Origin of the sequence: uncultured Caldilinea sp. (assembly GCF_937128415.1) — a bacterium.
Classification (GTDB): domain Bacteria; phylum Chloroflexota; class Anaerolineae; order Caldilineales; family Caldilineaceae; genus Caldilinea.
This window is the reverse complement of sequence record NZ_CAKZMJ010000006.1, coordinates 48,709-71,501: the sequence shown is the minus strand read 5'-3', so window position 1 is coordinate 71,501 and position 22,793 is coordinate 48,709. Positions and strand designations below refer to the sequence as shown.

Annotated in this window: 24 protein-coding genes and 1 pseudogene; 19 read left to right on the top strand and 6 right to left on the bottom strand. The window is 59.0% G+C overall.

Features of this window, described 5'->3' with window-relative positions; genetic code table 11:
• Positions 1-3 precede the first annotated feature (3 nt).
• Positions 4-1,389 (top strand): VWA domain-containing protein, encoded by a 1,386-nt coding sequence (locus Q0367_RS00685; RefSeq protein WP_298980620.1) that lies wholly within the window; start codon positions 4-6, stop codon positions 1,387-1,389.
• A gap of 170 nt (positions 1,390-1,559) precedes the next feature.
• Positions 1,560-2,750, top strand: a complete 1,191-nt coding sequence (locus Q0367_RS00680; protein ID WP_298980619.1) for a helix-turn-helix domain-containing protein — start codon at positions 1,560-1,562, stop codon at positions 2,748-2,750.
• A gap of 569 nt (positions 2,751-3,319) precedes the next feature.
• Here Q0367_RS00680 and def read toward each other — a convergent pair.
• The gene (gene def, locus Q0367_RS00675) at positions 3,320-3,892 is read right to left on the bottom strand and encodes a peptide deformylase (RefSeq protein WP_297639530.1); all 573 of its coding nucleotides are present in this window, start codon (positions 3,890-3,892) and stop codon (positions 3,320-3,322) included.
• A gap of 256 nt (positions 3,893-4,148) precedes the next feature.
• On the opposite strand from def, the gene Q0367_RS00670 reads away from it, so the two are divergent.
• Positions 4,149-5,411, top strand: a complete 1,263-nt coding sequence (locus Q0367_RS00670; RefSeq protein WP_298980618.1) for a hypothetical protein — start codon at positions 4,149-4,151, stop codon at positions 5,409-5,411.
• A gap of 249 nt (positions 5,412-5,660) precedes the next feature.
• On the opposite strand, the gene Q0367_RS00665 is transcribed toward Q0367_RS00670, so the two are convergent.
• Both Q0367_RS00665 and Q0367_RS00660 read right to left on the bottom strand, forming a co-directional pair.
• Complete coding sequence (locus Q0367_RS00665; protein ID WP_298980617.1) at positions 5,661-7,691, bottom strand: heavy metal translocating P-type ATPase; 2,031 nt, start codon at positions 7,689-7,691, stop codon at positions 5,661-5,663.
• Positions 7,688-8,242, bottom strand: a complete 555-nt coding sequence (locus Q0367_RS00660) for a Fur family transcriptional regulator (RefSeq protein WP_297639520.1) — start codon at positions 8,240-8,242, stop codon at positions 7,688-7,690. Before Q0367_RS00660 ends, Q0367_RS00665 begins: the two co-directional genes overlap by 4 nt.
• A gap of 113 nt (positions 8,243-8,355) precedes the next feature.
• On the opposite strand from Q0367_RS00660, the gene Q0367_RS00655 reads away from it, so the two are divergent.
• The 10 genes from Q0367_RS00655 to Q0367_RS00610 all read left to right on the top strand — a co-directional run bounded on the left by Q0367_RS00655 (position 8,356) and on the right by Q0367_RS00610 (position 16,861).
• Positions 8,356-8,841 carry a hypothetical protein gene (locus Q0367_RS00655; RefSeq protein ID WP_298980616.1) on the top strand — a complete coding sequence of 162 codons (486 nt, stop codon included), beginning with the start codon at positions 8,356-8,358 and terminating at the stop codon, positions 8,839-8,841.
• 123 nt (positions 8,842-8,964) lie between these two features.
• A complete protein-coding gene (coxB, locus tag Q0367_RS00650; protein WP_297639513.1) occupies positions 8,965-9,714 on the top strand; it encodes a cytochrome c oxidase subunit II in 750 nt (249 codons plus the stop codon).
• A gap of 37 nt (positions 9,715-9,751) precedes the next feature.
• Positions 9,752-11,614, top strand: a complete 1,863-nt coding sequence (locus tag Q0367_RS00645; protein WP_298980615.1) for a cbb3-type cytochrome c oxidase subunit I — start codon at positions 9,752-9,754, stop codon at positions 11,612-11,614.
• Between the two features lie 42 nt (positions 11,615-11,656).
• Positions 11,657-11,851 carry a cytochrome C oxidase subunit IV family protein gene (locus tag Q0367_RS00640; RefSeq protein WP_297639507.1) on the top strand — a complete coding sequence of 65 codons (195 nt, stop codon included), beginning with the start codon at positions 11,657-11,659 and terminating at the stop codon, positions 11,849-11,851.
• A 3-nt stretch (positions 11,852-11,854) separates the two neighbouring features.
• The gene (locus Q0367_RS00635) at positions 11,855-12,487 is read left to right on the top strand and encodes a heme-copper oxidase subunit III (protein ID WP_297639504.1); all 633 of its coding nucleotides are present in this window, start codon (positions 11,855-11,857) and stop codon (positions 12,485-12,487) included.
• Between the two features lie 97 nt (positions 12,488-12,584).
• On the top strand, positions 12,585-13,502 hold the full coding sequence (locus Q0367_RS00630) for a cytochrome c oxidase assembly protein (RefSeq protein WP_298980614.1): 918 nt from the start codon (positions 12,585-12,587) through the stop codon (positions 13,500-13,502).
• Positions 13,499-14,107, top strand: a complete 609-nt coding sequence (locus Q0367_RS00625; protein ID WP_298980613.1) for a FixH family protein — start codon at positions 13,499-13,501, stop codon at positions 14,105-14,107. The genes Q0367_RS00630 and Q0367_RS00625 overlap by 4 nt, the downstream gene beginning before the upstream one ends.
• Positions 14,108-14,110: 3 nt before the next feature.
• Entirely contained in the window at positions 14,111-14,989 is an 879-nt protein-coding gene (locus tag Q0367_RS00620; RefSeq protein ID WP_298980612.1) for an SURF1 family protein, read from the top strand.
• A 79-nt stretch (positions 14,990-15,068) separates the two neighbouring features.
• Positions 15,069-16,046, top strand: coding sequence for a heme o synthase (locus tag Q0367_RS00615; RefSeq protein WP_298980611.1), 978 nt, complete (start codon positions 15,069-15,071; stop codon positions 16,044-16,046).
• A gap of 71 nt (positions 16,047-16,117) precedes the next feature.
• Positions 16,118-16,861: a bifunctional 2-polyprenyl-6-hydroxyphenol methylase/3-demethylubiquinol 3-O-methyltransferase UbiG gene (locus Q0367_RS00610; protein ID WP_298980609.1), complete on the top strand. Its 744-nt coding sequence runs from the start codon at positions 16,118-16,120 to the stop codon at positions 16,859-16,861.
• A gap of 27 nt (positions 16,862-16,888) precedes the next feature.
• Here Q0367_RS00610 and Q0367_RS00605 read toward each other — a convergent pair whose 3' ends face one another.
• Genes Q0367_RS00605 through Q0367_RS00600 form a run of 3 tightly spaced genes read right to left on the bottom strand, consistent with a single transcriptional unit; the run spans position 16,889 to position 17,882 of the window.
• Positions 16,889-17,275 (bottom strand): hypothetical protein, encoded by a 387-nt coding sequence (locus Q0367_RS00605; protein WP_298980608.1) that lies wholly within the window; start codon positions 17,273-17,275, stop codon positions 16,889-16,891.
• 1 nt (position 17,276) lies between these two features.
• The gene (locus tag Q0367_RS21005; RefSeq protein WP_363325816.1) at positions 17,277-17,549 is read right to left on the bottom strand and encodes a winged helix-turn-helix domain-containing protein; all 273 of its coding nucleotides are present in this window, start codon (positions 17,547-17,549) and stop codon (positions 17,277-17,279) included.
• Positions 17,550-17,552: 3 nt separating this feature from the next.
• Entirely contained in the window at positions 17,553-17,882 is a 330-nt protein-coding gene (locus Q0367_RS00600; RefSeq protein ID WP_298980607.1) for a helix-turn-helix domain-containing protein, read from the bottom strand.
• A gap of 403 nt (positions 17,883-18,285) precedes the next feature.
• Here Q0367_RS00600 and Q0367_RS00595 point away from each other — a divergent pair, with 403 nt between their 5' ends.
• From Q0367_RS00595 to Q0367_RS00575, 6 genes and pseudogenes are all read left to right on the top strand, one after another.
• A complete protein-coding gene (locus tag Q0367_RS00595) occupies positions 18,286-18,561 on the top strand; it encodes a DUF2813 domain-containing protein (protein ID WP_363325815.1) in 276 nt (91 codons plus the stop codon).
• Positions 18,558-20,078 carry an ATP-dependent endonuclease gene (locus Q0367_RS00590; RefSeq protein WP_298980605.1) on the top strand — a complete coding sequence of 507 codons (1,521 nt, stop codon included), beginning with the start codon at positions 18,558-18,560 and terminating at the stop codon, positions 20,076-20,078. The genes Q0367_RS00595 and Q0367_RS00590 overlap by 4 nt, the downstream gene beginning before the upstream one ends.
• Positions 20,056-21,864 carry an ATP-dependent helicase gene (locus Q0367_RS00585; protein ID WP_298980604.1) on the top strand — a complete coding sequence of 603 codons (1,809 nt, stop codon included), beginning with the start codon at positions 20,056-20,058 and terminating at the stop codon, positions 21,862-21,864. Before Q0367_RS00590 ends, Q0367_RS00585 begins: the two co-directional genes overlap by 23 nt.
• Positions 21,861-22,082: a hypothetical protein gene (locus tag Q0367_RS00580; protein ID WP_298980603.1), complete on the top strand. Its 222-nt coding sequence runs from the start codon at positions 21,861-21,863 to the stop codon at positions 22,080-22,082. Before Q0367_RS00585 ends, Q0367_RS00580 begins: the two co-directional genes overlap by 4 nt.
• A gap of 42 nt (positions 22,083-22,124) precedes the next feature.
• A pseudogene (locus tag Q0367_RS21000) lies at positions 22,125-22,256 on the top strand (AAA family ATPase); the annotation flags it as partial.
• Positions 22,257-22,327: 71 nt separating this feature from the next.
• Positions 22,328-22,756 carry a hypothetical protein gene (locus Q0367_RS00575; RefSeq protein WP_298980601.1) on the top strand — a complete coding sequence of 143 codons (429 nt, stop codon included), beginning with the start codon at positions 22,328-22,330 and terminating at the stop codon, positions 22,754-22,756.
• The last annotated feature ends 37 nt before the right edge of the window (positions 22,757-22,793 follow it).

Below are 22,793 nucleotides of genomic sequence, written 5' to 3'. Positions count from 1 at the left end.
CCGATGGACGAAAGAATAATTCGCTTCATCTCTGCGCTGCGGGCGAGTGGAGTGCGCATCAGCCTGGCGGAAAGCGCCGATGCGTTCCAGGCTGTGGATAAGATCGGCGTCCAGGATCGCGAGCAATTTCGTCTCAGCCTGCGCGCCACGCTGGTCAAAGACGCCGGCTGCCTGCCGGTCTTCGATGAACTCTTCCCGCTCTTCTTCGACAGCGCCGATCCCCACACCCCCACCTTTGACGTGACGCAGGAGATGACGCCGGAAGAGGCGCAGATGTTGGCGCAGTTGCTGCGGCAGTTCGGCGAGCAGTTGCGCCAGATGTTGGAAAAACTGCTGCGCGGGGAGCAGCTCAGCCAGCAGGAGCTTGACCAGCTGGCGCAGATCACCGGCTTGAACCGCGCCCAGGACATGCGCTACCGAGACTGGTATGCCCAGCGCATGATGCGCGCCCTGCGCTTCAAAGAAGTGCAGGAGGCGCTGCGCGAGATTATGGAGTTGCTCGCCAAGATGGGCATGAACAAGCAGCGACTCGAACAGATGCGGCAGCTCATTCAGGCCAATCAGAAGGCGCTCGAAGAACAGATCAGCCGCTTTGCGGGCCAGAAGATCGCCGAGAACATGAGCGAGGCGGAGCCGGACGAGGCGAACCTCGACGAGCTGATGGACCGTCCGTTCCGCGCTCTCTCCGACCGCGAGATGGATCTGCTGCGTCGCGAAGTGCGTCGGTTAGCCAATCGACTGCGCAGCCGCATCGCCCTGCGTCAGAAGCGCGCCAAAACCGGCCAGCTCGACGCCAAGGCCACCCTGCGCGCCAACTTGAAAAACGCCGGCGTGCCGATGGAAATCAAACATCGCGATCATCGCCTCAAGCCCAAGCTGGTCGTGATCTGCGACATCAGCACCTCGATGCGCCACTGCTCAGAGCTCATGCTGAGCCTGGTCTATGCCCTTCAAGACCTGATCACCAAGACGCACGCCTTCGCCTTCATCGACCATCTGGAGTACATCTCGCCCGACTTCGCCGCCAAAGAGGCCAACGAGGCGATCGCCGGCGTGCTCCAACGCATGCCGCCCGGCTACTACAGCACCGATCTCGGCTTTGCCTTGAAACAGTTCGCCAGCCATTATCTGGACACGGTCGATCAACGCACCACCTTCATCATGGTGGGCGACGGCCGCAACAACTACAACGATCCTGCCCTGGACATCTTCCAGATGCTGGCGCGGCGCGCGCGGCGCATGATCTGGATCAATCCGGAGCCGCCCATGCTGTGGGGAACAGGCGACAGCGACATGCTCCAGTATGCGCCCTTCTGCACCAATGTCCTGATGGCGGCGACGCTGGGAGAATTGACGGAAGCCGTCGATCATCTTCTGTCTCATCCGTGAAAGGGAGGAACCATCGCAACCCATCCGGCGTTATATCCTCGCCTGTGTGCAACCTTGTGCACCGGGTGAATTGACAAAGGATAGGCGGCAGGCTAGACTTGCCCTGAGTCGGTCGTTTCAGGGCCATCAAACCCAACGACGCCTGACCCGCCACAAGTGGAAGGAAGCTTATGTCCACGCGCACGGATGTGAATGCGATCGAGTACGCAGCCGATGATCCAGCGGATATGCTGACGCACAATGCACGAAGACCTGCAACCGTAGATGGAACGATGAAGCCAGATCGCAGCAAGGGTGTTCGCAGCGGCGTTCAACCCGCCGCCCTCTCGATCGGAGCGATTTTGCGCGAGCGCCGCGAGGCGATGGGCGTCACGCTCGCCGAAGTGGAGGTGGCGACGCGTATCCGACAGAAATATCTGGCCGCCCTCGAGTCGGATGAATGGGACTTGCTGCCGGGCGAGGTGGTCGGTCGCGGCTTTCTGCGCAATTATTCGACGTATCTCGGCCTGGATCCGAACGAAATGATCGAGCGTCGTCGCGCGATCGCAGACGAATCGTTGGCGGCGGTGTTGGCCGACACCAGCGCCGGCTCCACCTTGCCGCCGGAACGCCCGGTGGACTATCGCCCCAAGGACGTCGCCCTTCACGATGAAGAAGATGAGCTGGAGCCTCCGCGGCGCATCAACCTGGCGCCGGTGGCGGCTGTGCTTGCCGTCGTCGCCCTGGTCGCTGCGCTATGGTGGGCGGCCACCCAGTTCGGGGGCGCCATCGTCGACGCTTTCACAGGGGTCCAACAACAAATCGCAGCGTGGCAAGAGGAGCGGATTGCACAGCCTGCACCCACCGCCACCCAAATGACGCCGCCGGCGCTTCCCACCAACCTCATTGCGCCGCAGCCGGTTGTGGAAAACAATCCCGCCGAGAGCAGCGGGGCGACGAATCCGGACGCACAACCGCAATCCTCCGTCCCCTCTACAGCGCCGGTCGGAGGGGCGGACGCCGCATCCGCCGCCGCAGCGCAAGCCGGGCAACAGGACGCAACTCAGCCTCCTGCTGCGCCGTCGAGCGAGAGTGCGTCCGGCGCGGTGAATCTGCTGGCGCTCCTTCCGACGCCGACGCCTGCGCCAACGGCGCCGACAGCCGCCCCGGCGCGAGTGATTACGGCGGCCAATCTGCGACAGGGGCCTTCCACCGAGTTCCCCATCGTCGGGGGCGCCGTCGAAGGACAAGAGATTCTGCTGGTGGGGCGCAATGCAGACGGCTCGTGGTATCGACTGGACAACGGCGCCTGGATTTTCGCCCAGCTGGTGGAGAACGCGCCAGCCGATCTGCCGGTCGTCGAGGCGCCCGCCGCCCCGTAGCAGCGGCTCATACGACGGCGTCGGAAGCGCCGTTTGGACAATTCAACATGGCATGAAAAGAGGCGGGGAAATTTCCCGCCTCTTTTCAATCTCTTAGGAGTTCCGCCGTGAGATGAAAATTTGCTCGTGGAATGCGGCCGTCCGGCGAGATGAACGGAATTTTACAAATGATTCCGGCGCCCCGTAGGCGCAGCTCGTAGCTGCGCATCTTTCAATCCCCCAAGACCTTGTGGGCAATCAAGAACGTGCGGCTGCGAGCCGCACCTACGGGGCTTCCTTCTCCCCCTCTCCCAGCATTGGGAGAGGGGGCTAGGGGGTGAGGGGCCTACCCGATCCCATCGAGAACGTGCGGCTGGGGTCCGCACCTACGATGAAACCGGAGCCTTCGCGTAGGCGCAGCTCGTAGCTGCGCTTCCTCACATTCCCCAAGGTTTTGTGGGCAATCAAGAACGTGCGGCTGCGAGCCGCACCTACGGGGCTTCCTTCCCCCCTCTCCCAGCATTGGGAGAGGGGGCCAGAGGGTGAGGGCCTACCCGATCCCATCGAGAACGTGCGGCTGGGGTCCGCACCTACTTTCCAACCGGATTGAGAAGAGACTTAAAATCTGGAATCTGCTCCAGAGGAACGGCGTCGATCTCGCCGTCTGCATTCTTCACCAGCCTGTACACTTGCAGCGCCCGATCGGTCATGAGCGTCCCGGCAAGATGATCGATCTCGTGTTGAAAAATGCGGGCCAGCCAGCCATAGGCTTTAATGCGAATCTCTTTCCCAAATCGATCCTGCGCCCGGACGACCACCTGCGTCGCCCGCTCCACATCTGCGGCCAGCCCCGGAATGCTGAGGCACCCTTCCTGGCCGACTTCAGCGCCGCGCTTCTTGATAATCTCCGGATTGACGATCTCGTAAAGACGCTTGGTGTTTTCAGGATCGTCTTCATCTTCTGGATACTCGATCACGGCGACGCGCAGACTGACGCCGACCTGGGGCGCCGCCAGCCCGACGCCGGGCGCAGCGCGCATGGTCTCGATCATGTCATCCAGCAGTTTGTGCAAACGAGGTCCAAAGTCGCGCACGCGCTGCGCATTTTTGAACAGCACCTCGTGGTCCGGATCGTTCACTGTCACAATTTCTAAAATCGCCATTGGTTTCAGGCCTTCGTTGATACGCCCCTTCTGTCCAGCTTTTATCGATCAAAGAAAATGGTAGAGGCTTATAGGATGTTTGTCAAACAATTTGTCGCATCGATGCGGACGCGCCAAGCCATGCGTTACTTTCCCCGGCATTTTGCGTCATCTATAGCGAACATCCCATCGATTCTGCGGATGACGGCGCCGGATCCGCTATCGATCGCTGCAGGGACGCGCCTGCGCATTTCTCGAACTGTATAGGAGGTTTTCCATGCGTTTTTTGTTGCGAACATTCGTGTTGCTGCCTGCGCTGCTGTTGGCGCTGGTGGTGATTCCGTCGGCGGCCTTTTCCGTCGCCCTGGGTGCATCCGCCGGCTCGTTGGATGGATGGCTGGCCGACGGGTCGAGTGACGCTACAGGATTCCTCGCTTTCACCAGTCCACCGCCGGGAACGGTGCCAACGCCGCCAGGAACAGTGCCGACGCCGCCGGGAACGGTGCCGCGTCCTCCTCGACCCACGCCACCGGCGCTGACGTTCCTGAAGGATCAGGCCACGATCTATCCCCACATCATCAAAAAGGTGATCGGCGATCGACTCAGCCCGACTATTTACGCCTTCACCGAGAACGGTTACCTCTACCGCTCCGATCACGACGGACGCCTGTGGTCGCTGGTGACCACCGCTGCGCCGGTGGAGGACTTTTTGATGAGCAGCGCCGATCCTGACGTGTTGTATAGCGGCGCAGGCGTCGACTGCCGCAACCCTCGTGCAGCGAACCAGCCCTTCTTCCGCTCCACCGACGGCGGCGTCACCTGGCGCGAGCTGCCGATGGCCATCAATCTACGTCCGTTGCTGATCGACCCCACAGACCCGATGCGTCTCTTTGCAGCGGACTGCCACATGTTGTACCTGAGCATGGATGGCGGCCGAAGCTGGCAGGAAAAGCCGGACAATGCGGCGGGGCAGCTATGGCTTACGCATCGCGTGATCGGGATGGCGGCTGCGGCGCTGACCGAGGAAGATGACGAGACTGCATCGATCCCGCACTGGCGCCAGCTGTACGCCATCGGCGTGGACAGAAGCGGCAACGGCGTCGTCGCTTTCTCCGACGATGAAGGAGAGACCTGGGTGAACCTGGTCGATCCCGCCACGGCGCTCGAAGCGCCGCGCGCGATCGTCGCCCATCAGATGCAGGCCGGTCTAATCTGGGTGGTGACCGCCCAGGGCGTGTGGACGACGTCGGACTACGGCGTCAACTGGACGTTGTACAACCGCGGCCTACGTGAGTTCACCGCCCTCCGCGCACCGGCGCTGAACGCCATCACCTATTCCAACGACGGCGCGCTCTATCTCGCCACGCTTCGCGGCCTGTACACCAAGCCAGGCGCCGACGCGGCGTGGAAGAAAGTGACCGGAACCTCCTTCGATGAATTGCATCTGTCGGGGCTGCTGCTGACCGAATCGAACCCTTCGTTGCTCTGGGTGAACAGCGCCGAGGATGGCGTCTTCGTCTATCGGCTGGCGAATCGGTGAGCCTCACACCCGGCGATGAGGAAGTGCTGGGGTTTCTGAGAAACGGGGCTTTCTGAGCATCCACTGGCCAGGAAGCCTCATGGTTTTCGACAAAATCATTCGGCGATCGGCGTAGGTGCGGCTCTCAACCGCACCTACGCGGCAAACCCTCAGGACTTCAGAGGATTCGAGCAGGCGCAGCTACGGGGGCTGCGTCCACGAGGCGCCGGAATCATTTGTCCAGTTCCGTAAAGCTTCCCGGCAGATAAATCAGGAAGCGCGCATGCGCAGCAGGCGCAGACCGTTGGCGACCACGATGAGCGTGCTGCCTTCATGACCTACGACGCCGAGCGGCAACGGCAGCACGAAGTCTGCAACAAACATCGGCAGCACAATGGTCGCCGTCACCAGCATCACGATCACGCCGATTGAGAAGATGACGTTTTGCCGAATGATGCGAGCGGCGCGACGGCTCAGTTGCAAGGCGAAAGGCAACTTCAAAAGATCGCTCGACATCAACACCACGTCTGCAGTTTCGAGCGCCACGTCGGTGCCGCCCGCCCCCATGGCGACGCCGACGTGGGCTGTCGCCAGCGCCGGCGCATCGTTTACGCCGTCGCCAACCATCGCCACGGTGTTTTCCTCGCGCAGCCGTTTGACAAGCTCGAGCTTTTGCTCCGGCAGCAACTCTGCGTGCACCTCGTCGATGCCCGCCTGTTGGGCGATGTATTGGGCGGCGGCGCGGTTGTCGCCGGTCATCATGACGATGCGCTTGACGCCGCTGCGGCGCAACTGGCGGATGGCCTCGGCCGCTTCCGGTCGCAGTTCGTCGGCGACGGCGATGTAACCCATCACCTCCCAGTCGCGGTCCTTTCCTAACGTGTCGGCGACCGTGCTGCGCCGCACCACCAGCATCACCGTCTTGCCTTGTCGTTGCAGGGCGGCGCCGATCATCCGAATCGCCGGCGAAAGATCCATATGCTGGTTCATGAACAGGCGATCGTTGCCGATGTAGATCGTCTCTACATGGTCGGCGCGGGCGAAGCACGCCCAGACGCCTTCGCCGGGAATCGCCTTGAAGTCGATCGGCTTCTCCAGTTCAAGCCCCATCGACAACGCCTTTTCCACGATGGCTTTGCCGACGTGATGCTCGCTCAACGTCTCGGCGCTGGCGGCCATGCGCAGCAGATTTTCGACGGTGTGACCGGTGAGCGGATGAACGTTGGTCACGACCGGTTTCCCCGTGGTCAGGGTTCCGGTCTTGTCAAAAGCCATGGCGTCGGTGTTGGCGAGCAGCTCCAGATAGGCGCCGCCTTTGAAGAGTACGCCGTTGCGCGCGGCGGCTGCGATGGCGCTCAGTGCGCTGGCCGGCGTGCTGATGATCAACGCGCAGGGGCTGGCGACAACCAGCAGGGTCATGGCGCGATAGAGCGTCGCGTCGAACGGCTCGTTGATAAAAAGGACAGGGAGTGCAATGGCCAGCGCCGTAGCGCCGATGACTGCGTAGGTGTAGGGCTGGCTGAAACGGTCGATAAACTTCTGGGTCGGCGTAGCGTCCTCGCGCGCCTCCTGCACGAGTTTGATAATGCGGCTCAGCGTGCTTTCGGCGGCCAGTTTGGTCACTTCCACTTCCAGGGCGCCGCCGCCGTTGATCGAACCTGCAAAGACCTGATCGCCGGGTCGTTTGGTCACAGGAATGCTCTCGCCGGTGATGGCGCTTTGATCGACGCTGCTCGAACCGCGGATGACAACGCCGTCGATCGGCAGACGTTCGCCGGGTTTGACCACGACGACATCCCCGATCTCCAGCTGTTCGACCGGCGCGACGAACTCCGCATCGCCGCGCCGCACAAGCGCAGTCTCTGGACGCAGCTTTCCGAGCGCCTCGATGGCTTTGCGCGTCCGCCCCATGGCGTAGGTCTCCAGCGCGCCGCTCAGCGTGAAGAGAAAGAGCAACAGCGCGCCCTCGGTCCATTCGCCGATTAAGGCAGCGCCGAGCGCGGCGGCCAGCATCAAAAAGTCGATATCGAATTTCCCCCGTCGCGCCTGCTCCCAGACGCCCAGAAAACCGGAGTAGCCGCCGGCGACAAACGCAATCAGCGCCAAAATGGCGATGCTCCATTCGGGCAGCCAGTGGATCACTTCTCCGCCCAGCCAGCCCGTCAACAGTGCGACTAACGTGATGAACGCCAGGATGAACTCATAGTTTTCCTTCCAGAAAGTCCACGTGCGCCATTCAGGCTTCGCGCTCGAGACCGCGACCGGATAGGACGCCGAGGTTTCGACAGTTGAAGTAGTCATACAATTTCCTCTTTCGAGTTCCTTGTTTGTGGGAATTTATCTTGCGCTGCAGTTTTGAGCATGGCGCGAATCTCGTCGAGACGCTGCAGGCGACATTCTGCGCAAAAGCCAACCAGGTCTAGCTTGACGGCGACGCTCTGAAAGCCGGTCTCCTGGCGCACCCGCTCCATCAACGCATCCACGCCGGGGTCGCCATAATAGTCGATGATCTTATGGCAACGCAGACAGATCAGGTTGACGTGAGGCTGGGTGTTGGTTTCGTAGTGCGTGTGGTCTGAACCGAAGCTCAACTCCACAATCGCCCCCAGCTCCCGCAGCGTGTTGAGCGTGTTGTAGACCGTGGCGCGGCTGATGCCCGGGTGGGTCGCCGCTAATTCCTCATACACCTGGTAAGCCGATGGGTGTCGCTCGGTGTGGGCCAAATACGCGCAAATTGCCATGCGTTGCGGCGTGAGGCGCAGTCCCGCCTTTTTCAGCATCTGCAGGTAGCGGCGATATTTTTCCGCAGGAGCGCTCGTTGTTTTTTTCGTAGAGTCCGACGTTGTCGTCATGGCGTTGTCTGCTTTAAATTTAGATTCAGTCGAATTTATATTTAGAACCAATCTAATTTACGGCCTCATTTTAACGCTGATTGTCCGTGGCGTCAAGGTCAAAAATAGAGCAAATGCGTTCCATCGATTCCGTCGGCGGCGAGCGAGTGGCTTTGACACGTCTGTTCAGCTTTGTTAAAATCGACACGCTTTTTAATTGCACATCTTGGGCGTTTGATCGCTCGACTGACTCGAACATGCGTCAATTGATCAGCTTTGTCGTCACCTTATCATTACTGTTGGTCACAATCGCATGGCTCGCGGCAAGTTATGCGCCGGCGTTGGCAGCGTCCTTGCCCAAAATAGCGTTTGCAACGCCGGCGCTTCAACCTGTCTTGTGGTGGCTGGCGGTCATCACCCTGGCGCTGTTCCTGCTCATCCAGTTGAATCTGTTCTGGACGACGATGCGCTGGTTTCGCTCGTCGAGTCGTGCGCCTGTTATGCAAGCGCTGGCTGCATTTGAGATTCGACGTAGTTGGGAGCTGTTCTGGACCCTCCTTCCTCTGTTGGCGACGTTCGCCCTGTTCTGGTGGATGTTGATCGGGAGCCTGATCACTTGACAATTTGAGGAGACCGGCAGAATAATAGGACTGCCTTACGCAAACCTTGTGCGCGCATCTGCAGAGTGTGTTGATACGCCTGCGAAGCGCTCGAATCGCGTTGAGGATTACAAGAGGGAACGTATGCTGAAATTGCCGCAATCTTCCACCGACCGTAAGCATTTTGTGATTGTTGGGGCATTAGTGGTGATCGCCACGATTGCGTTGGGCTTTTTCCTGCTGGCGATTCTGCCGGTCAAGGCGCAGCATTCGGTGCAGGCCGAGCCGATTCGATGGCTGTTCCAGTTGCACGTCTGGTTGATTGCGTTTCTCTTCGCACTCGTTGTTGTCTTTATGTTGTATGCGCTGATTGTCTTCCGCAAGCGCAAAGGCGACGACTCTGAAGGCGAACACTTTGAAGGCAATACAACACTGGAAGTGGCATGGACGGTCATTCCTCTGATCCTCGTCGTGATTTTCTCCTTTATCGGTTTTCAGACCCTGCGCGACGCCACCCGAGGAGGCGACGAGGTGCAGGTGGAAGCGGTTGGTTTTCAGTGGTCTTGGACGTTCAACTATCCCAATGGCGTCGTCAGTCAGGAGATGGTGCTGCCGGTCAACAAGCCGGCCTTGATTTCGCTGCGGGCGACCGACGTCATTCACTCCTTCTGGGTGGTGGAGTGGGGTCCAAAGCAGGATCTGGTCCCGGGCATGACCACGCGCATACACATCACGCCAACCAAAGTCGGTGAATTCCAGATCGTCTGCGCCGAGTTGTGCGGCCTCTCGCACTGGAGCATGGTGGCGAAGGTGCGCGTCGTGCCCGAAGATGAATATATCGCCTGGATGAATCAGAAGCTGGTGGAACAGAATATCCAGACGGCCAGCCGCTAGTTTTTGTTGAACATCCGCAGACAGGGGGAATCAACCTATGCAACTCACTTCTTTGGGATTGGTTCGAGGCATCATTGGCTACTTCGTCGGTCTTGTGATCGGGATGGCCGTCGTGATGATCTCGCGACTTGCGCTGGGCATGTCGGCCTGGGATCAGGAAGCGGGATGGGTCGGCGGCATCGTTTTTGCCACGATCGGGTTCATGTTGGCCGTCGGCTCCATGACCGACTGGCTCAAATGGACGCGTGGCGTTGAGACACCTTTTCACCACGGCCCGCCGGTCGGCAAACCGGCCTGGACGCGCTATTTCAGCGTCGATTACAACCACAAGGTGATCGGCATTCAATACGGCGTCACCGGCTTCCTGCTGTTGATCATCGGCGGCAGCTTTGCACTGGTCTTTCGGGCGGAGCTGGCCGACTCCGGCATCTCCTTCCTGCAGCCGGGCACCTATAACACGTTTCTGAGCATGCACGCCTGGGTGGCGCTGGCTTCGATTTTGCTCGGCGTCGGCGGCATGGCCAACTATCTGGTGCCGCTCATGATCGGCGCCGAGGACATGGCGTTCCCTCGCCTCAACGCTTTCGCCTACTGGATCAACGTGCCGGCCATCATCACGCTGATGATCAGCATGTTGTTCGGCTGGGACTCGGGCTGGACGGCCTACCCGCCGCTGAGCCTGCGCGGGCCGGTCGGCTATCAAATGGTCTTTTGGGCCATCTTCGGCATCGGTCTATCATCGATCCTGGGTTCGTTGAACCTGATCGTCACGATGCTGACGATGCGCCCCAAGGGCATGACGCTTTTCCGCATGCCGATCTTCTGCTGGGCCATCCTGGCGACGAGCATCATTCAGCTCACCGCCACGCAGCTGATCGGTTTGGCCTTCCTGATGCTCTCTTTCGAGCGCACGCTGGGCATGCCGTTCTTCAATCCGCTCTACAATGCGTTGGGCGAGAATATCGGCGGCCAGCCGCTGCTCTTCCAGCATCTTTTCTGGTTCTACTCGCATCCGGCGGTGTATGTCTTCGTGCTTCCCGGCCTGGGCATCATCAGCGAGCTGTTGCCGGTCTTCGCCCGCAAGCCGCTCTTTGGCTACCGCTGGATTGCGCTCTCCAGCCTGGCGATTGCGTTGGTCGGTTTCCTGGTCTGGGGGCACCATATGTTCACCTCCGGCTACGGCGAATACCTGCGCGTGGTCTTCATGATTTCGACGCTGCTGGTGGCCGTGCCGACCGGCGTCAAGTTCTTCAGTTGGCTGGGCACGCTCTGGGGTGGTCGCCTGACCTTCCCGACCCCGATGCTCTTCACGCTCGGCGCCATTTCGGTCTTCCTGATCGGCGGCCTGAGCGGCCCCATCCTGGCGACGGCGGCGACCGACCTTTTCCTGCATGACTCGTATTTCGTGGTCGGCCACTTCCACGCCACGATCTTCGGCGGCTTCGTCTTCCCGTTCTTCGCCGCCATCTACTACTGGTATCCCAAGATCACAGGGCGCATGTACAACGAGACGCTCGGCAAGATTCACTTCTGGCTGATGACGCCCGGCTTCTGGGTGATGAGCCTGGCGCAGATGACGGCCGGCACGATGGGCATGCGCCGTCGCATCGCCGACTACGATCCGGCGCTCGGCGTGGAGCCGGTGCACATGTTGATCACGATCGCCGGTTTTGTCATCGCCTTCTCCATCTTGCTGATGATCTACAACCTCTTCACCAGCGCCGAAGTCGGTGCATTGGCGGGCAACAATCCGTGGCGCTCGCGCTCGCCGGAATGGCAGATTCCTTCGCCGGTTCCGGAGCACAGCTACGCGCGGCCGATCACGGTCGTGGGCGAGCCATACGACTACGGTCTGGCCGGCTCCACCTATGTAGCGATGGCGGGCGCAGGGGACGACTGATTCACCGTTGTGTATAAGACGATTTGAGAAGGAAACAGCGCTATGTCGAAACAAGGGTATGGCTTTGTAGTTCTGATCGGGATCATACTGGCGGTGCTGACGGTCATCGAATACTACATGGGGCTCTGGCACGTCGGCGCTGCGCTCCTCTTGCTGGTTGCAGCGCTGAAGGCGATCCTGGTCGTCTACTTCTTCATGCATGTCAGTCGTCTCTGGAAGACGGAAGAGGAGCATTGATCTATGGCTGCGATTACGACCGGCGTCCACGCTGTCGCCGCCCATCACGAGGCTCACGACGATTACGCCGTCCAGCTGCGCAGGAATCGCCTGGGGCTCTGGCTCTTCTTCATCTCAGAGGCGTTTCTGTTCGGCGGGCTGTTGGCCACCCGCTTCTACCTCTGGGGCAACACCCGGCCAGAGCTTGACCAGGCCATCGGCTTGATCGTCACTTCCGTGCTGTTGTTGAGTTCGGTCTCTATGCGTCTGGCGGAGACCGCCATGGAGAAGGGCAATCGGCAACTTTTCTCAATCTTCATCTTGCTCACGGCCTTCTTCGGCCTGGTCTTCCTGGGCGGCGTCGTGATCTTCGAGTGGGGGTTGATTCCGGCCATCTATCAGGGGCACCTGACTCCGTGGGGCGACAAATACGGCGCCGTAGTCTTCGCCATGACCGGCATGCACGCCCTCCATGTGGTCTCGGGCATCGTCTTCATCTTCATCGTCTGGAACCTGGCGCGCAAGGGACACTTCTCGCCGCAACGACACTGGGGCGTGGAGTCTTGCGCCATCTACTGGCACTACGTCGACGTCGTGTGGATTTTCTTCTACCCGGCGCTCTACCTGATCGGCAACGCAGTGCATTTGTCGCATTGATAACGTTTTTTGCACAGAGACAGGTGTATAATGCGCAATGTATGAAGGGCGTTGGCCTGAACATACATTGCGCATTTTCTGTCTGTTGCGAGGTTGAATGATGCATCCACTGGTGAGAGCGCTTTTGGGGCCCTGGGAGCTGCGGTGGGAGGTGCTGATCCCGCTGGCGCTCTTCGGCTCGCTCTATGCGCTCGGATGGGTGCGCCTGCGACGCCAGAGCAAGACGCAGAAGGTCGCCAGCAAGTGGCGGCTGGTCCTGTATTACCTGGGACTGGGTTCAGTCGCACTGGCGCTGATGTCGCCGATCGACTGGCTGAGCACGCAGCTGCTGACCATGCACATGGTGCAGCACAAGATTCTGGTGATGGTCTCTGCCCCGTTGATCTGGCTGGGCAACCCGTATCCGGTGGCCCTTTGGGGGCTGCCCCTTTCCGTGCGCCGCTTTGTGACCGCCGGCATCGCAGGCGACACGTGGTTGCGCGCCGGGCTGAAGGCGATCAGCGCGCCGGGCATCTGCTGGCTTGTCTTCACCTTCACGTACCTTGCCTGGCACGATCCGTTTCTTTACGATCTGGCGCTGCGCGTGGATTGGGTGCACAACCTGGAGCATCTCACCTTCTTCCTGACCGCCATGCTCTTCTGGTGGCCGGTTGTCAACGGCGCGCCGCGGCTTCATAAGAGCATGCCTTACTGGGGACGGATTCTTTTCGTGCTCGCCTTTGTTCCGCCCAACGCCATCGCCGGCTTCGCCATCGCCAATTCTCCTGAGGTGATCTACGCCCACTACAACACCGTCCCAAGGCTTTATGGGATGTCCGCGCTTCAGGACCAGATGATCGGCGGCGCTGTGATGTGGGTGTGGAGCAGCGAAATGATGATCAACGTCGCCGTCATCATGCTCGGCGTGATGTCGTTGAAGGAGCGCAAGCGCAAACAGAAAGAAACCGAGGCGGCCGGGAGTGCACAAAAGCCTCTTTCCGAACACCGGATAGAGAAAGTGGAGGTGGCGGGATGAGGCGCCTGGATGGTGGCCTGGGACAGGTGCATCGAATTGTCCTCATGCTTGCCTCAGTCTGGTTGATGATCGCAGTTAGCGTGACGCCGGCGGCTGCGCATGGCGGCGGGACGCCGCAAGTCGTCGACGCCCCCGCCGGCCCCTACCGCCTTTTTGCGTGGACCACGCCCGATCCCTGGCGCGCCGGTGAAGTTGCGCACATCACCGTCGCCGTCACTCGAGTGGACGCCGCCGGTCAGGTCTTTCCGGTCGCCGACGCTCAGGTGATGATCCGGCTGACCTCGGAGACGCAGCCAGAGCAGACGTTGACTTTGCCGGCGCAGCCGGTGAGCGCAGTCGCGACCGGCTTCTACGAACTCGACCACAAATTTCCAGGCGACGGCTTGTGGCGCATCGAGGTGGAAGCGCGCGGGGCCGAGGGCGTCGGCGTCGTTGCGTTCACTATGGCGGTCGAGCCGGCTGCCTCCGCCCCGTGGCTGCTGTGGGCGGGAGCGACACTGGCGGCGGTGGTCATCGCATTTGGCTTGTGGCAGGCTGCGCGTCGACGTGCAACGCAAGCGGTTGCGCGCCGCACAGCGCAGCCTTCGTTGCCGATCAAGGGATAAGGTATGGTTCTTCTCAAGCTTTTCAGCAAGAAATGGATTGTCTTCACGCTCATCGTAATCGCCGTGATGGCTTTGTTTGTGCGGCTGGGTTTCTGGCAGCTCGATCGCTATGAGCAGAAGCGAGCCTACAATGCGCTGCTTGCGCAACGTTGGGCGCAGGAACCGTTCAACTTGAGCCGGGAGCCGCTGCCCGCCGATCTGAAGGAAATGGAATATCGCCGCGTTACGGCCGACGGCTATTTTGACTATGACCATCAAATCGTATTGAGAGGCCAGGTCTACCGGGATGCGGCGGGCGTCGTGCTGGTCACCCCGTTTGTCATGGACGGCAACCGCGCCGTGCTGGTGGCGCGCGGCTGGGTTCCCGCCGACCGCGCCGATCCGCGCTTCTGGCCCGAACTGGAGGAGCCGGCGGGCGCGCCGATGATCGGCCTGATCCGCCCCTCGCAGGCGGCGCCGAACGGACAAATCTCTGTCGCAGCGGACAGCGCTCAGCGAGAATGGTATCGGATTGACATTGCGGCCATTCAGGCGCAGATGCCCTATTCGCTGGAGCCGGTGTGGATTCAACAACTGCCCGAGCCTGCGCGCCCGATCGACCGACTGCCGGTGCGCGAAGAGCCGATGGCGCTCGACGCCACCACCCACATGAGCTACGCCGTGCAATGGTTTTCATTCGCCGTCATCGCCGGTTTCGGCTATGTGATGTTCGTGCGCTTCAAGGAGCGCCAGGCAAGGCTGGGGGAGCGCTCGGCCGACGTCTTCCCGCTTTCCGCACACGCGCGTGACGTCAATGAGCATCGCGTCGCCGAACAGGTGACGAAAGCAGACGACGGCGTCGTCGAGGCGTCCGCCTCTGCAGCTCCGTCAAAAGCTGCGTGAGGTCGGCGAACAGTGAAGTCATCGCCGTTTTGCATGCGTCCAACATCAAAAAATCATCATACAAAGTGAATTTGCCTGCATGATTAAGAGCACAACTGTTAAAGAAAGCGCTCCATCCGAGCCCGAATTGACGCGCGAGCAGGCGCTGGTGCGATTGGCGATCGGCGACTATATCATGCTGACCAAGCCGCGCATTATTCTGTTGTTGCTGGTCACCACCTTTGTGCCGATGTTTCTGGCCGGGCCAACGGCGCCCGACGGCTGGCTGATCCTCTGGACGATGGTGGGGGGATTTCTCGCAGCAGGGGGCGCCAATGCGCTCAATCAGTTCGTCGACCGCGACATCGACCATGTGATGGTGCGCACGCGACGTCGCCCGCTGCCCAGCGGGCGCATGAAGCCGGCGCAGGTGTTGATTTTTGGCGTCTTGCTCGGCGCGTTAAGCTTTTGGGTGCTTTGGTGGAAGGTCAATCTCCTCTCTGCGTTGATTGCACTGTTTGGATTGCTCTTTTACGTCTTTGTGTATACGCTTTTGTTGAAGCGTTCGAGCACGCAGAACATCGTGGTCGGCGGCCTTGCGGGCGCAGTGCCGCCGCTGGTGGGCTGGGCGGCGGTCGCCAATGAGATTTCGCTGCTTCCCCTGTTGATGGTGATGATCGTCTTCTATTGGACGCCGCCGCACTTTTGGGCGTTGGCGCTGATGCGACAGAAGGAATATCGGGCGGCCGGAGTCCCCATGCTGCCCGTCATCGCCGGCGAACGGGAGACGCATCGTCAAATCCTGCTCTATTCGATCCTGCTTTTTTTGATCAGCGTGCTGCCGGTCTTTCTGCAATTGTTGGGGCCGGTCTACCTTGTGTTGGCGCTGATCCTCAACGGAATTTTTCTGGGACAGGCGGTCGACATCTGGCGCAAACCGACCAACGCAGCAGTGTGGCGTCTGTACAAATATAGCCTGCTCTATCTTGCCCTGCTCTTTCTGGCGATGGGCGTCGATCGGCTTTTCTTCGTCCCGCCCACGAACGTTGTGAACTTTGTGTGGCGGCTGCCTTTCTAGGCAGCCATCATGCCTGGACGACGCCACGCATTTTTGTTCTTTTTTGCGGCTCTGCGTTGAATTCTTTGGCCATGCGTTCGGAAGTCCAGCAGCAACTGCTCGAGCTGAACCGCCGGTTTTATGCGACCGTCGCCGAGGAGTTTGATCGCACCCGTCAGGGGATTCCGGAAGGCATGCGTCGGCTGGCGCACCTGCTGAGCGAGCGGTTGCCGTCGCCCGCGCGGGTGCTCGACGTGGGTTGCGGCAACGGACGTTTTGCGCGCGCCCTGGCCGAGGCAGGCGTCGTGGGCCGATACACCGGTCTCGACGCCGACCAACGCCTGCTGGCGCTGGCGATGGAGCAAACGTGCAGGTTGGAAGGGCTTTCCTGCCGCTTTGCACCCGCCGATCTGGCCCAGCCCGAATGGGTGAAGGCTGCGACGGAGGCCCCCTACGACGCTGTTGTTTCTTTGGCGGTGTTGCATCACTTTCCGGGCCGCGCCCTGCGCCAACGGCTGGTGCAGGAGATGGCGAGCCTGCTGGCGCCTCGAGGGCTGCTGACGCTTTCGACCTGGCAGTTTCTCAGCGCCTCACGCTTTCTTGAACGCACGTTGCCCTGGAGCGAAGTCGGGCTGAGCGAGGCGGACGTCGAACCCGGCGACGCGCTCCTGCCCTGGAACCAGGGCGTGCACGCCGTGCGTTACGTCCACCACCTCGACCTGACAGAGCTCGAGGAACTCCTGGCCGCCTGTGGGCTGCATATCATAGAGCGCTTTCGGGCCGACGGCAAGGAGGGGAATTTAAATCTGTTTGTGGTGGCGCAACGAAACGATTGAACTTGCAAGGGGGCAAACTTGCTCGCCTCAACCTGCTTCTCCATCTGATGGCGAGCGTCGACGTAAAGCCGACCGACCCACTGCGTTGGCGGTGACGACCAGCCCGGGCAGCTTCACCGGCGTGCACATCGCTGTCAGCGCAGCCAAAGGCATCGGGTTGGGGTTGCCCACCCATGTTGGCTCGTCGGCGAAGTGGGCCTCGACCTCGCCGCCGTTGTGGATGCGCTGACTTATGGGGTTGTCATCGAACCGGTCTATGGGGAAGGGTGTTGCGCGCCGCCCCCACATCCGCAGACCTTTGCCATGGAAGGGTGGCTGTGCACCCGTCAGGTTTCCCCCGAGGCCGCCAGCCGGGTCGCCCAGGCGATAGAGGCGGCCTTTGCGGCATTTGACCGCTGCGAAGATTGAGCGCACCCTAGAAGTGAACCGACTTGCGGCTGGGGTCGACTTTGACAATCAGCGTCTGACCGCGTTGATGCCGCACAATCTGGACACCTCTTGGGCCGTGTCCGTCAGTTTTTTCAAGCGTTTCCTCAAAGCTCAGCACCTTAAGTTTGCTGCGTGACTTGCACTGCTTGGCTGGTCGCTGGCGGCTCAAGCCACACCGTTTCCGGAGCGTTCTGTAGGAGGTCGGACTATCATAGACGACAGCATAATCTCGTTCGACCAAGCGAGCCAGGTCTTTCACGGTCTAGAACTGCGCAGATATGGCTTCGTCTCCTAACAGTTGTTCAGGCATGCACCGTTTGAGTTGAGCCGCCAGATGCTCCACTTGGTCAGGACGTAGTTTCGCCGAGTTGCCGCCAGCCCGTTTGTCAACCAGCCCGGCGATGCCAAATCGCTGGTAACTGCGACTCCAGTTCATCAGGCTGCTGCGACTACAACCGACGCTCGACATAATTTCAGATGGCGTCTTTCCTGTGCCGTAAAGGCGGACAGTCAGGAAACGAATCTTGGTGTTGCCTTCCCTGCATTGATCATAGGCAACCTGCAATTCACTCACCTGCTCTGGTGTGAACAAAGTGCGTTTTTTGGTATACCCCTATATTGTAAGTTCTTTATGTTGTATAAATTTTACTTGATTTGTCTATCAGCTATTACTTTCATACATGAGTATTCAAGGAGGGGGTCCAAAGCGTGGTAGGTTGGGCAGACCATGCCTTTGCTCAACACACAGCTCCTCAACAGTTTACTGGTTGTTATCCCACTCCTCCCAGAACAGCGCGCCATCACCGGGTGCTGCCGGAATATAGACGCGGCCATTGTGACGCGGGAGCGGCAGCGAGCCAAGGTGCAAGCAATCAAACAGGGGATAATGCAGGAGTTGTTGACAGGGCGGGTCCGGCTGTCATAAAAGGAGGTTGCTTCCCGTGAGGATTTGTCGGATATGCGTCGAAAACTTCCGAAACTTCAAACATCTCGATGTGAAAACAGGCGAACAACTTGTCATTGTTGGCGAGAACAAGGTCGGCAAGACAAACCTCCTGCACGCATTGCGTCTGGTGCTCGATCCCTCCCTTCCTGACAGCGTCCGCCAGTTAAGAAAGACGGACTTCTGGGATGGATTGAAAGGGCACTTGACCAAGGATACTGTCATTCGGGTATCGGTTGATCTGACGGACTTTGAGGATGACGAAGATTTGTTAGCCATATTGGCCGAGCATATCGTAGAGGTTGAGCCCCTGGTGGCACGTGTTTGACCTATCTGTTTCGACCGAAGGTGAATAATCCAGAATACGATCCTTCGTCAGAAGTCGACTATGAGTTTCTTGTCTTCGGTGGCGACCGCGAGGAAAACCGAATAGGCTACGAGTTGCGACGACGCATTCCACTAGATCTGATGCCTGCTTTGCGCGATGCGGAGGGCGATCTGGCAGCCTGGACACGCTCTCCGTTACGTCCCCTGCTCAACCGGGCGACTGAGGCGATAGACCGCCATCATCTTACGACCGTGTCGGAGAAAGTTCGTGAGGCCACCGGGGCTGTGCTAGATATACCGCATAAAGACGACCCTCAACAAAAACCTCTCCGAGCGCTCGAAAAAGAGGTTTACAAGACCATCAAAGATTTCGTCGGTGAGCGCCAGGCGTTGCAAACAGCTCTGGGCTTTTCCGCCACGGATCCCGAAAAGCTTTTGCAGTCTATTCGGCTATTGATTGACGGCGGTAAGAGGACAGTAGGAGATGCCAGTCTGGGGTCTGCTAATCTGCTCTACATCACGCTCTTGTCCATCCAAATTAACCAGCTCGTCGCAATCAACGAAAGGAGCCACACATTCCTGGCCATCGAGGAGCCTGAAGCCCACCTCCATCCGCATCTTCAACGACTGGTCTATCGTGACTTTCTCAGTCCTCGTGCCCATCTGGCGGACAACAAACGCGGTGAACGGCGGCCCCAAACCCTCCTACTTACCACACACTCGCCTCATATCCTCAGTGTGGCGCCCTTGTCGTCCATCGTGTTGCTCAAAGCAGAGAAGCAAAAGGACGAGGATGGTGTCGAGTATACTCATACTGTCGGATTGTCTGCTGGCGCTCTAAAACTTGATGCAAACGAAGTTGCAGACCTCGAACGCTACCTGGACGTCAATCGCGGCGAGCTCCTCTTCGCTCGCGGCGTCATTCTGGTAGAGGGAACCGCTGAGGAGTACTTGGTGCCGGCGTTTGCCAGTCTGCATGGATATCCGCTGGATGAGTATGGCATAACTGTATGCTCGGTATCGGGCACCAATTTCATACCATACGTAAAGCTGCTTGGCAAGCAAGGCTTTGACATACCGTTTGCTGTTATTACGGATAGAGATCCGAGAGCAGATGGTGGCGAACCGCTTGGCAAATCCCGTGTAATGAGATTGCTTAAACACATCAGCCTAGAAGGTCAGCAAGCCAGCGATGGCTTGGAAAACGGCTGGGAGACTATGGGTAAAGCATGCGGGATATTTGTCAATCAGCATACACTCGAAATTGATCTGTTCGACATAGCCTCTGAGCTGGTTTGTTCGGTACTGGAGGAATTGACTGAGAACCGTGAGGCCAAGGCACGCGTACAAACCTGGAGACAGGATCCCTGTGCTCTAGATCAAGAACGTTTTCTGAAAGACATCGAAGAAATCGGAAAGGGACGATTTGCCCAACGGCTGGCAAGCAGAGTGAAAGCCGTTCACTGTCCATCGTATATCCGTGAAGCTATTGAATATGTCGCAGCTAAGTGCCAATAGGTCTCTGCTCTCAGAAGAAGCAGAAAAACTAAACTTGGAACAGAAGCAGGTCTACGACGCTACAGGGAATTGCGTCGTACTTGCCGGGCCCGGCACGGGTAAGACCCGAACCCTGACGCTCAAGCTGGCGCGGATGCTGCAGGAAGATGTGCGCCCGCCGCGCGGCATTGCATGTATCACCTTTAGTAACGAGTGCGTCCGGGAGATCGAACGTCGCCTTGACAAACTCGGCATTCGTCGTGATCGGCGCCTTTTTGTTGGGACAGTGCACAGCTTCTGCCTTGTTAATATCGTTAAGCCATATGCGAGACTGGCAGGGCTCCTACTGCCAGACCCTCTCAAAATTGCAAGCGAACAGGACCGGTCAACTTGTTTCGAGCAAGCTCGGAGCAGGTGTCAATCCAGCTCTTCCAGCGTTGAGATGGATCGTCACCGTCGCACATGCCTTGACAGAGGATCTCCTGAGTGGCAGCAGAATGGGTTAGGCAACCTGGTCGAAGCTTACGAGGAAGAGTTACGTAAAAGTGGCTTGCTTGACTTTGACGACATGACCCTGCTGGGATTGAAGATTGTGCAGGAAAACATGTGGGCGCAAAAGCTGCTCAAGGCTCGCTATCCTGTTCTGGTGGTTGACGAGTATCAGGACTTGGGTCTACCGCTACACCGCTTGGTCGAAATCTTGTGCTTCAAAGCAGGCATACGCCTGTTGGCAGTGGGTGATCCCAATCAGTCTATCTACGGGTTCAACGGCGCCAGGCCCGATCTACTGTTGGACCTGGCTCAGAGGAGCGCTGTTGCAAAATTCGAACTACATCTCAATTATCGGTCCGGCCCACGCATTGTTGAAGCTTCGCAGCAAGTCATTGGTCAGTCTGGGATAACCAGACCGCAAGACGGTGCCCACCAGGGAGAAATCTGTTTCCGGTGCATACCCGAAGGTCTTTCAGAGCAAGCTCGTTTGATCTGTGAGAAGATAATAACAGAACTGACCGCAGCGGGTTGCAAGCTCGGTGATATAGCGGTCTTGTATGTGGACAAAAACGACGGTGACATTATTGCTACGGCTGCCCAAAACGCACATCTCAAATTCATTCGCATTGATCGGAATGCGCCTTATCCCAAAACACGCCTCACGCGTTGGTTGGAGGACTGCGCCATTTGGTGCGTAGAGGGTTGGAAAAGAGGAGATCCTCGTTTATCAGACTTACTTCGTATTTGGAGCGAGTTTGCTGGCGATGCTCCAGGCCTTCCAACAGAAAGTCGCAGCAAGCTGGTGAGTTTCTTGTGGCGACACAGACAAACCGATGAGCGGCCTCCGATATCCTTGCAGGAATGGATTTCTGGCCTTCATGAAGAGTGTCTGCAGTTTGTGTTCTTTAAGAACTGTGAGTATCAGGATGATTTCGAGGCGCTGTGTAAATTGCAACAGGCTTGTGACAGCCAGGGCGCTCTGTCCGGTATCACACTGCCTGACTTCGCCGGACAGAGAGGAAGCGAGGAGCATCTGAATTTGATCACTCTTCATCAGGCAAAGGGCCGCGAGTTTGAAGTCGTGATCATGATGGGCCTGGAACAGGGACGTCTACCTAATTGGAGAAGCGACTCCAGTGAGGAGAAAGCAGAGGCGCGCCGATTATTCTATGTGGGCCTCACGCGCGCAAAAAAGAAGGTGTTCTTGCTCTATTCGGGATGGTATCAGAACAATAACGGCCAGATATTTAAAAAGGGAGCTTCTGAGTTTGTGACTGAACTTCAGAACAATCTTGCGGCGAAGGAGACAGTATGACCACCGTCGGTCAACGCAAGCGCCTCGTTCAGGATTGCGTCATCCGCCTGCTGTACGACCAACTCGGCTCCATATACCTGGGGAACTGGAGCGACCGGCCCGACAACCACAACGTCGAGTCGGACGTGCTGCACACCTGGCCGGGAAAACGCGGCTACGACAAGTTAACAACGGAACGCGCCTTGCGCCAGTCGTATCAGGCTGCCGCGCCGGACTGAAGGCGTATCCGCCATGATTTCATTAGCAATGAAATCGTTTGAGTGTATGATTGCAGCGTGACTGAAAACCGTTGGGCGTCCCGCACCGGCTCCAACGCCTCACTGCTCAGCCGCGAGCTGGGCTCGCGGCTGAGCGGCCGCTACGCGCCGGTGGAGCTGTTCCCCTTCTCCTTCGTCGAGTTTCTGCGCTTTCGCGGCTACGCACTGCCCGACCTGACGCGGCTCACGACGGTGGAAGCGGCCGCTTGCAGGGCGCCCTGGCCGAATACATGCGCCTGGGCGGCGTTCCCGAGCTGTTCAAGCACCCTGAGTTGCCGCTGGCGCGCACCCTCTACGACGACGTGCTCTACCGCGACATTGCCACGCGCCACCGCATCGAGGACGTACGGCCGCTGAAGGAGTTGGCCTTTTATCTGATGAGCAATCCGGCGGGGCTGGTGTCTTTCAACAAGCTCAAGGAGCAGCTCTGGCTGGGCAGCGTCAACACGGTCAAGAACTACATCAAGCACCTGGAGAATAGCTGGCCGATCTTCACAACTGCTGCAGAGTTGAAGCCCAAGCCGGGAACCAACCGTTTTTCCGTTTCCCAGTGCTCGGCAGACCGCAAGGTCTTGGAGAATTTGAGGAAGCGCAGCTATGAGCTGCGCCTGCAGGTTGCCCCAATGGTTTGTTAAATTTCATCAGCTTCCCGGAAAGTCGTATTCTACGGGA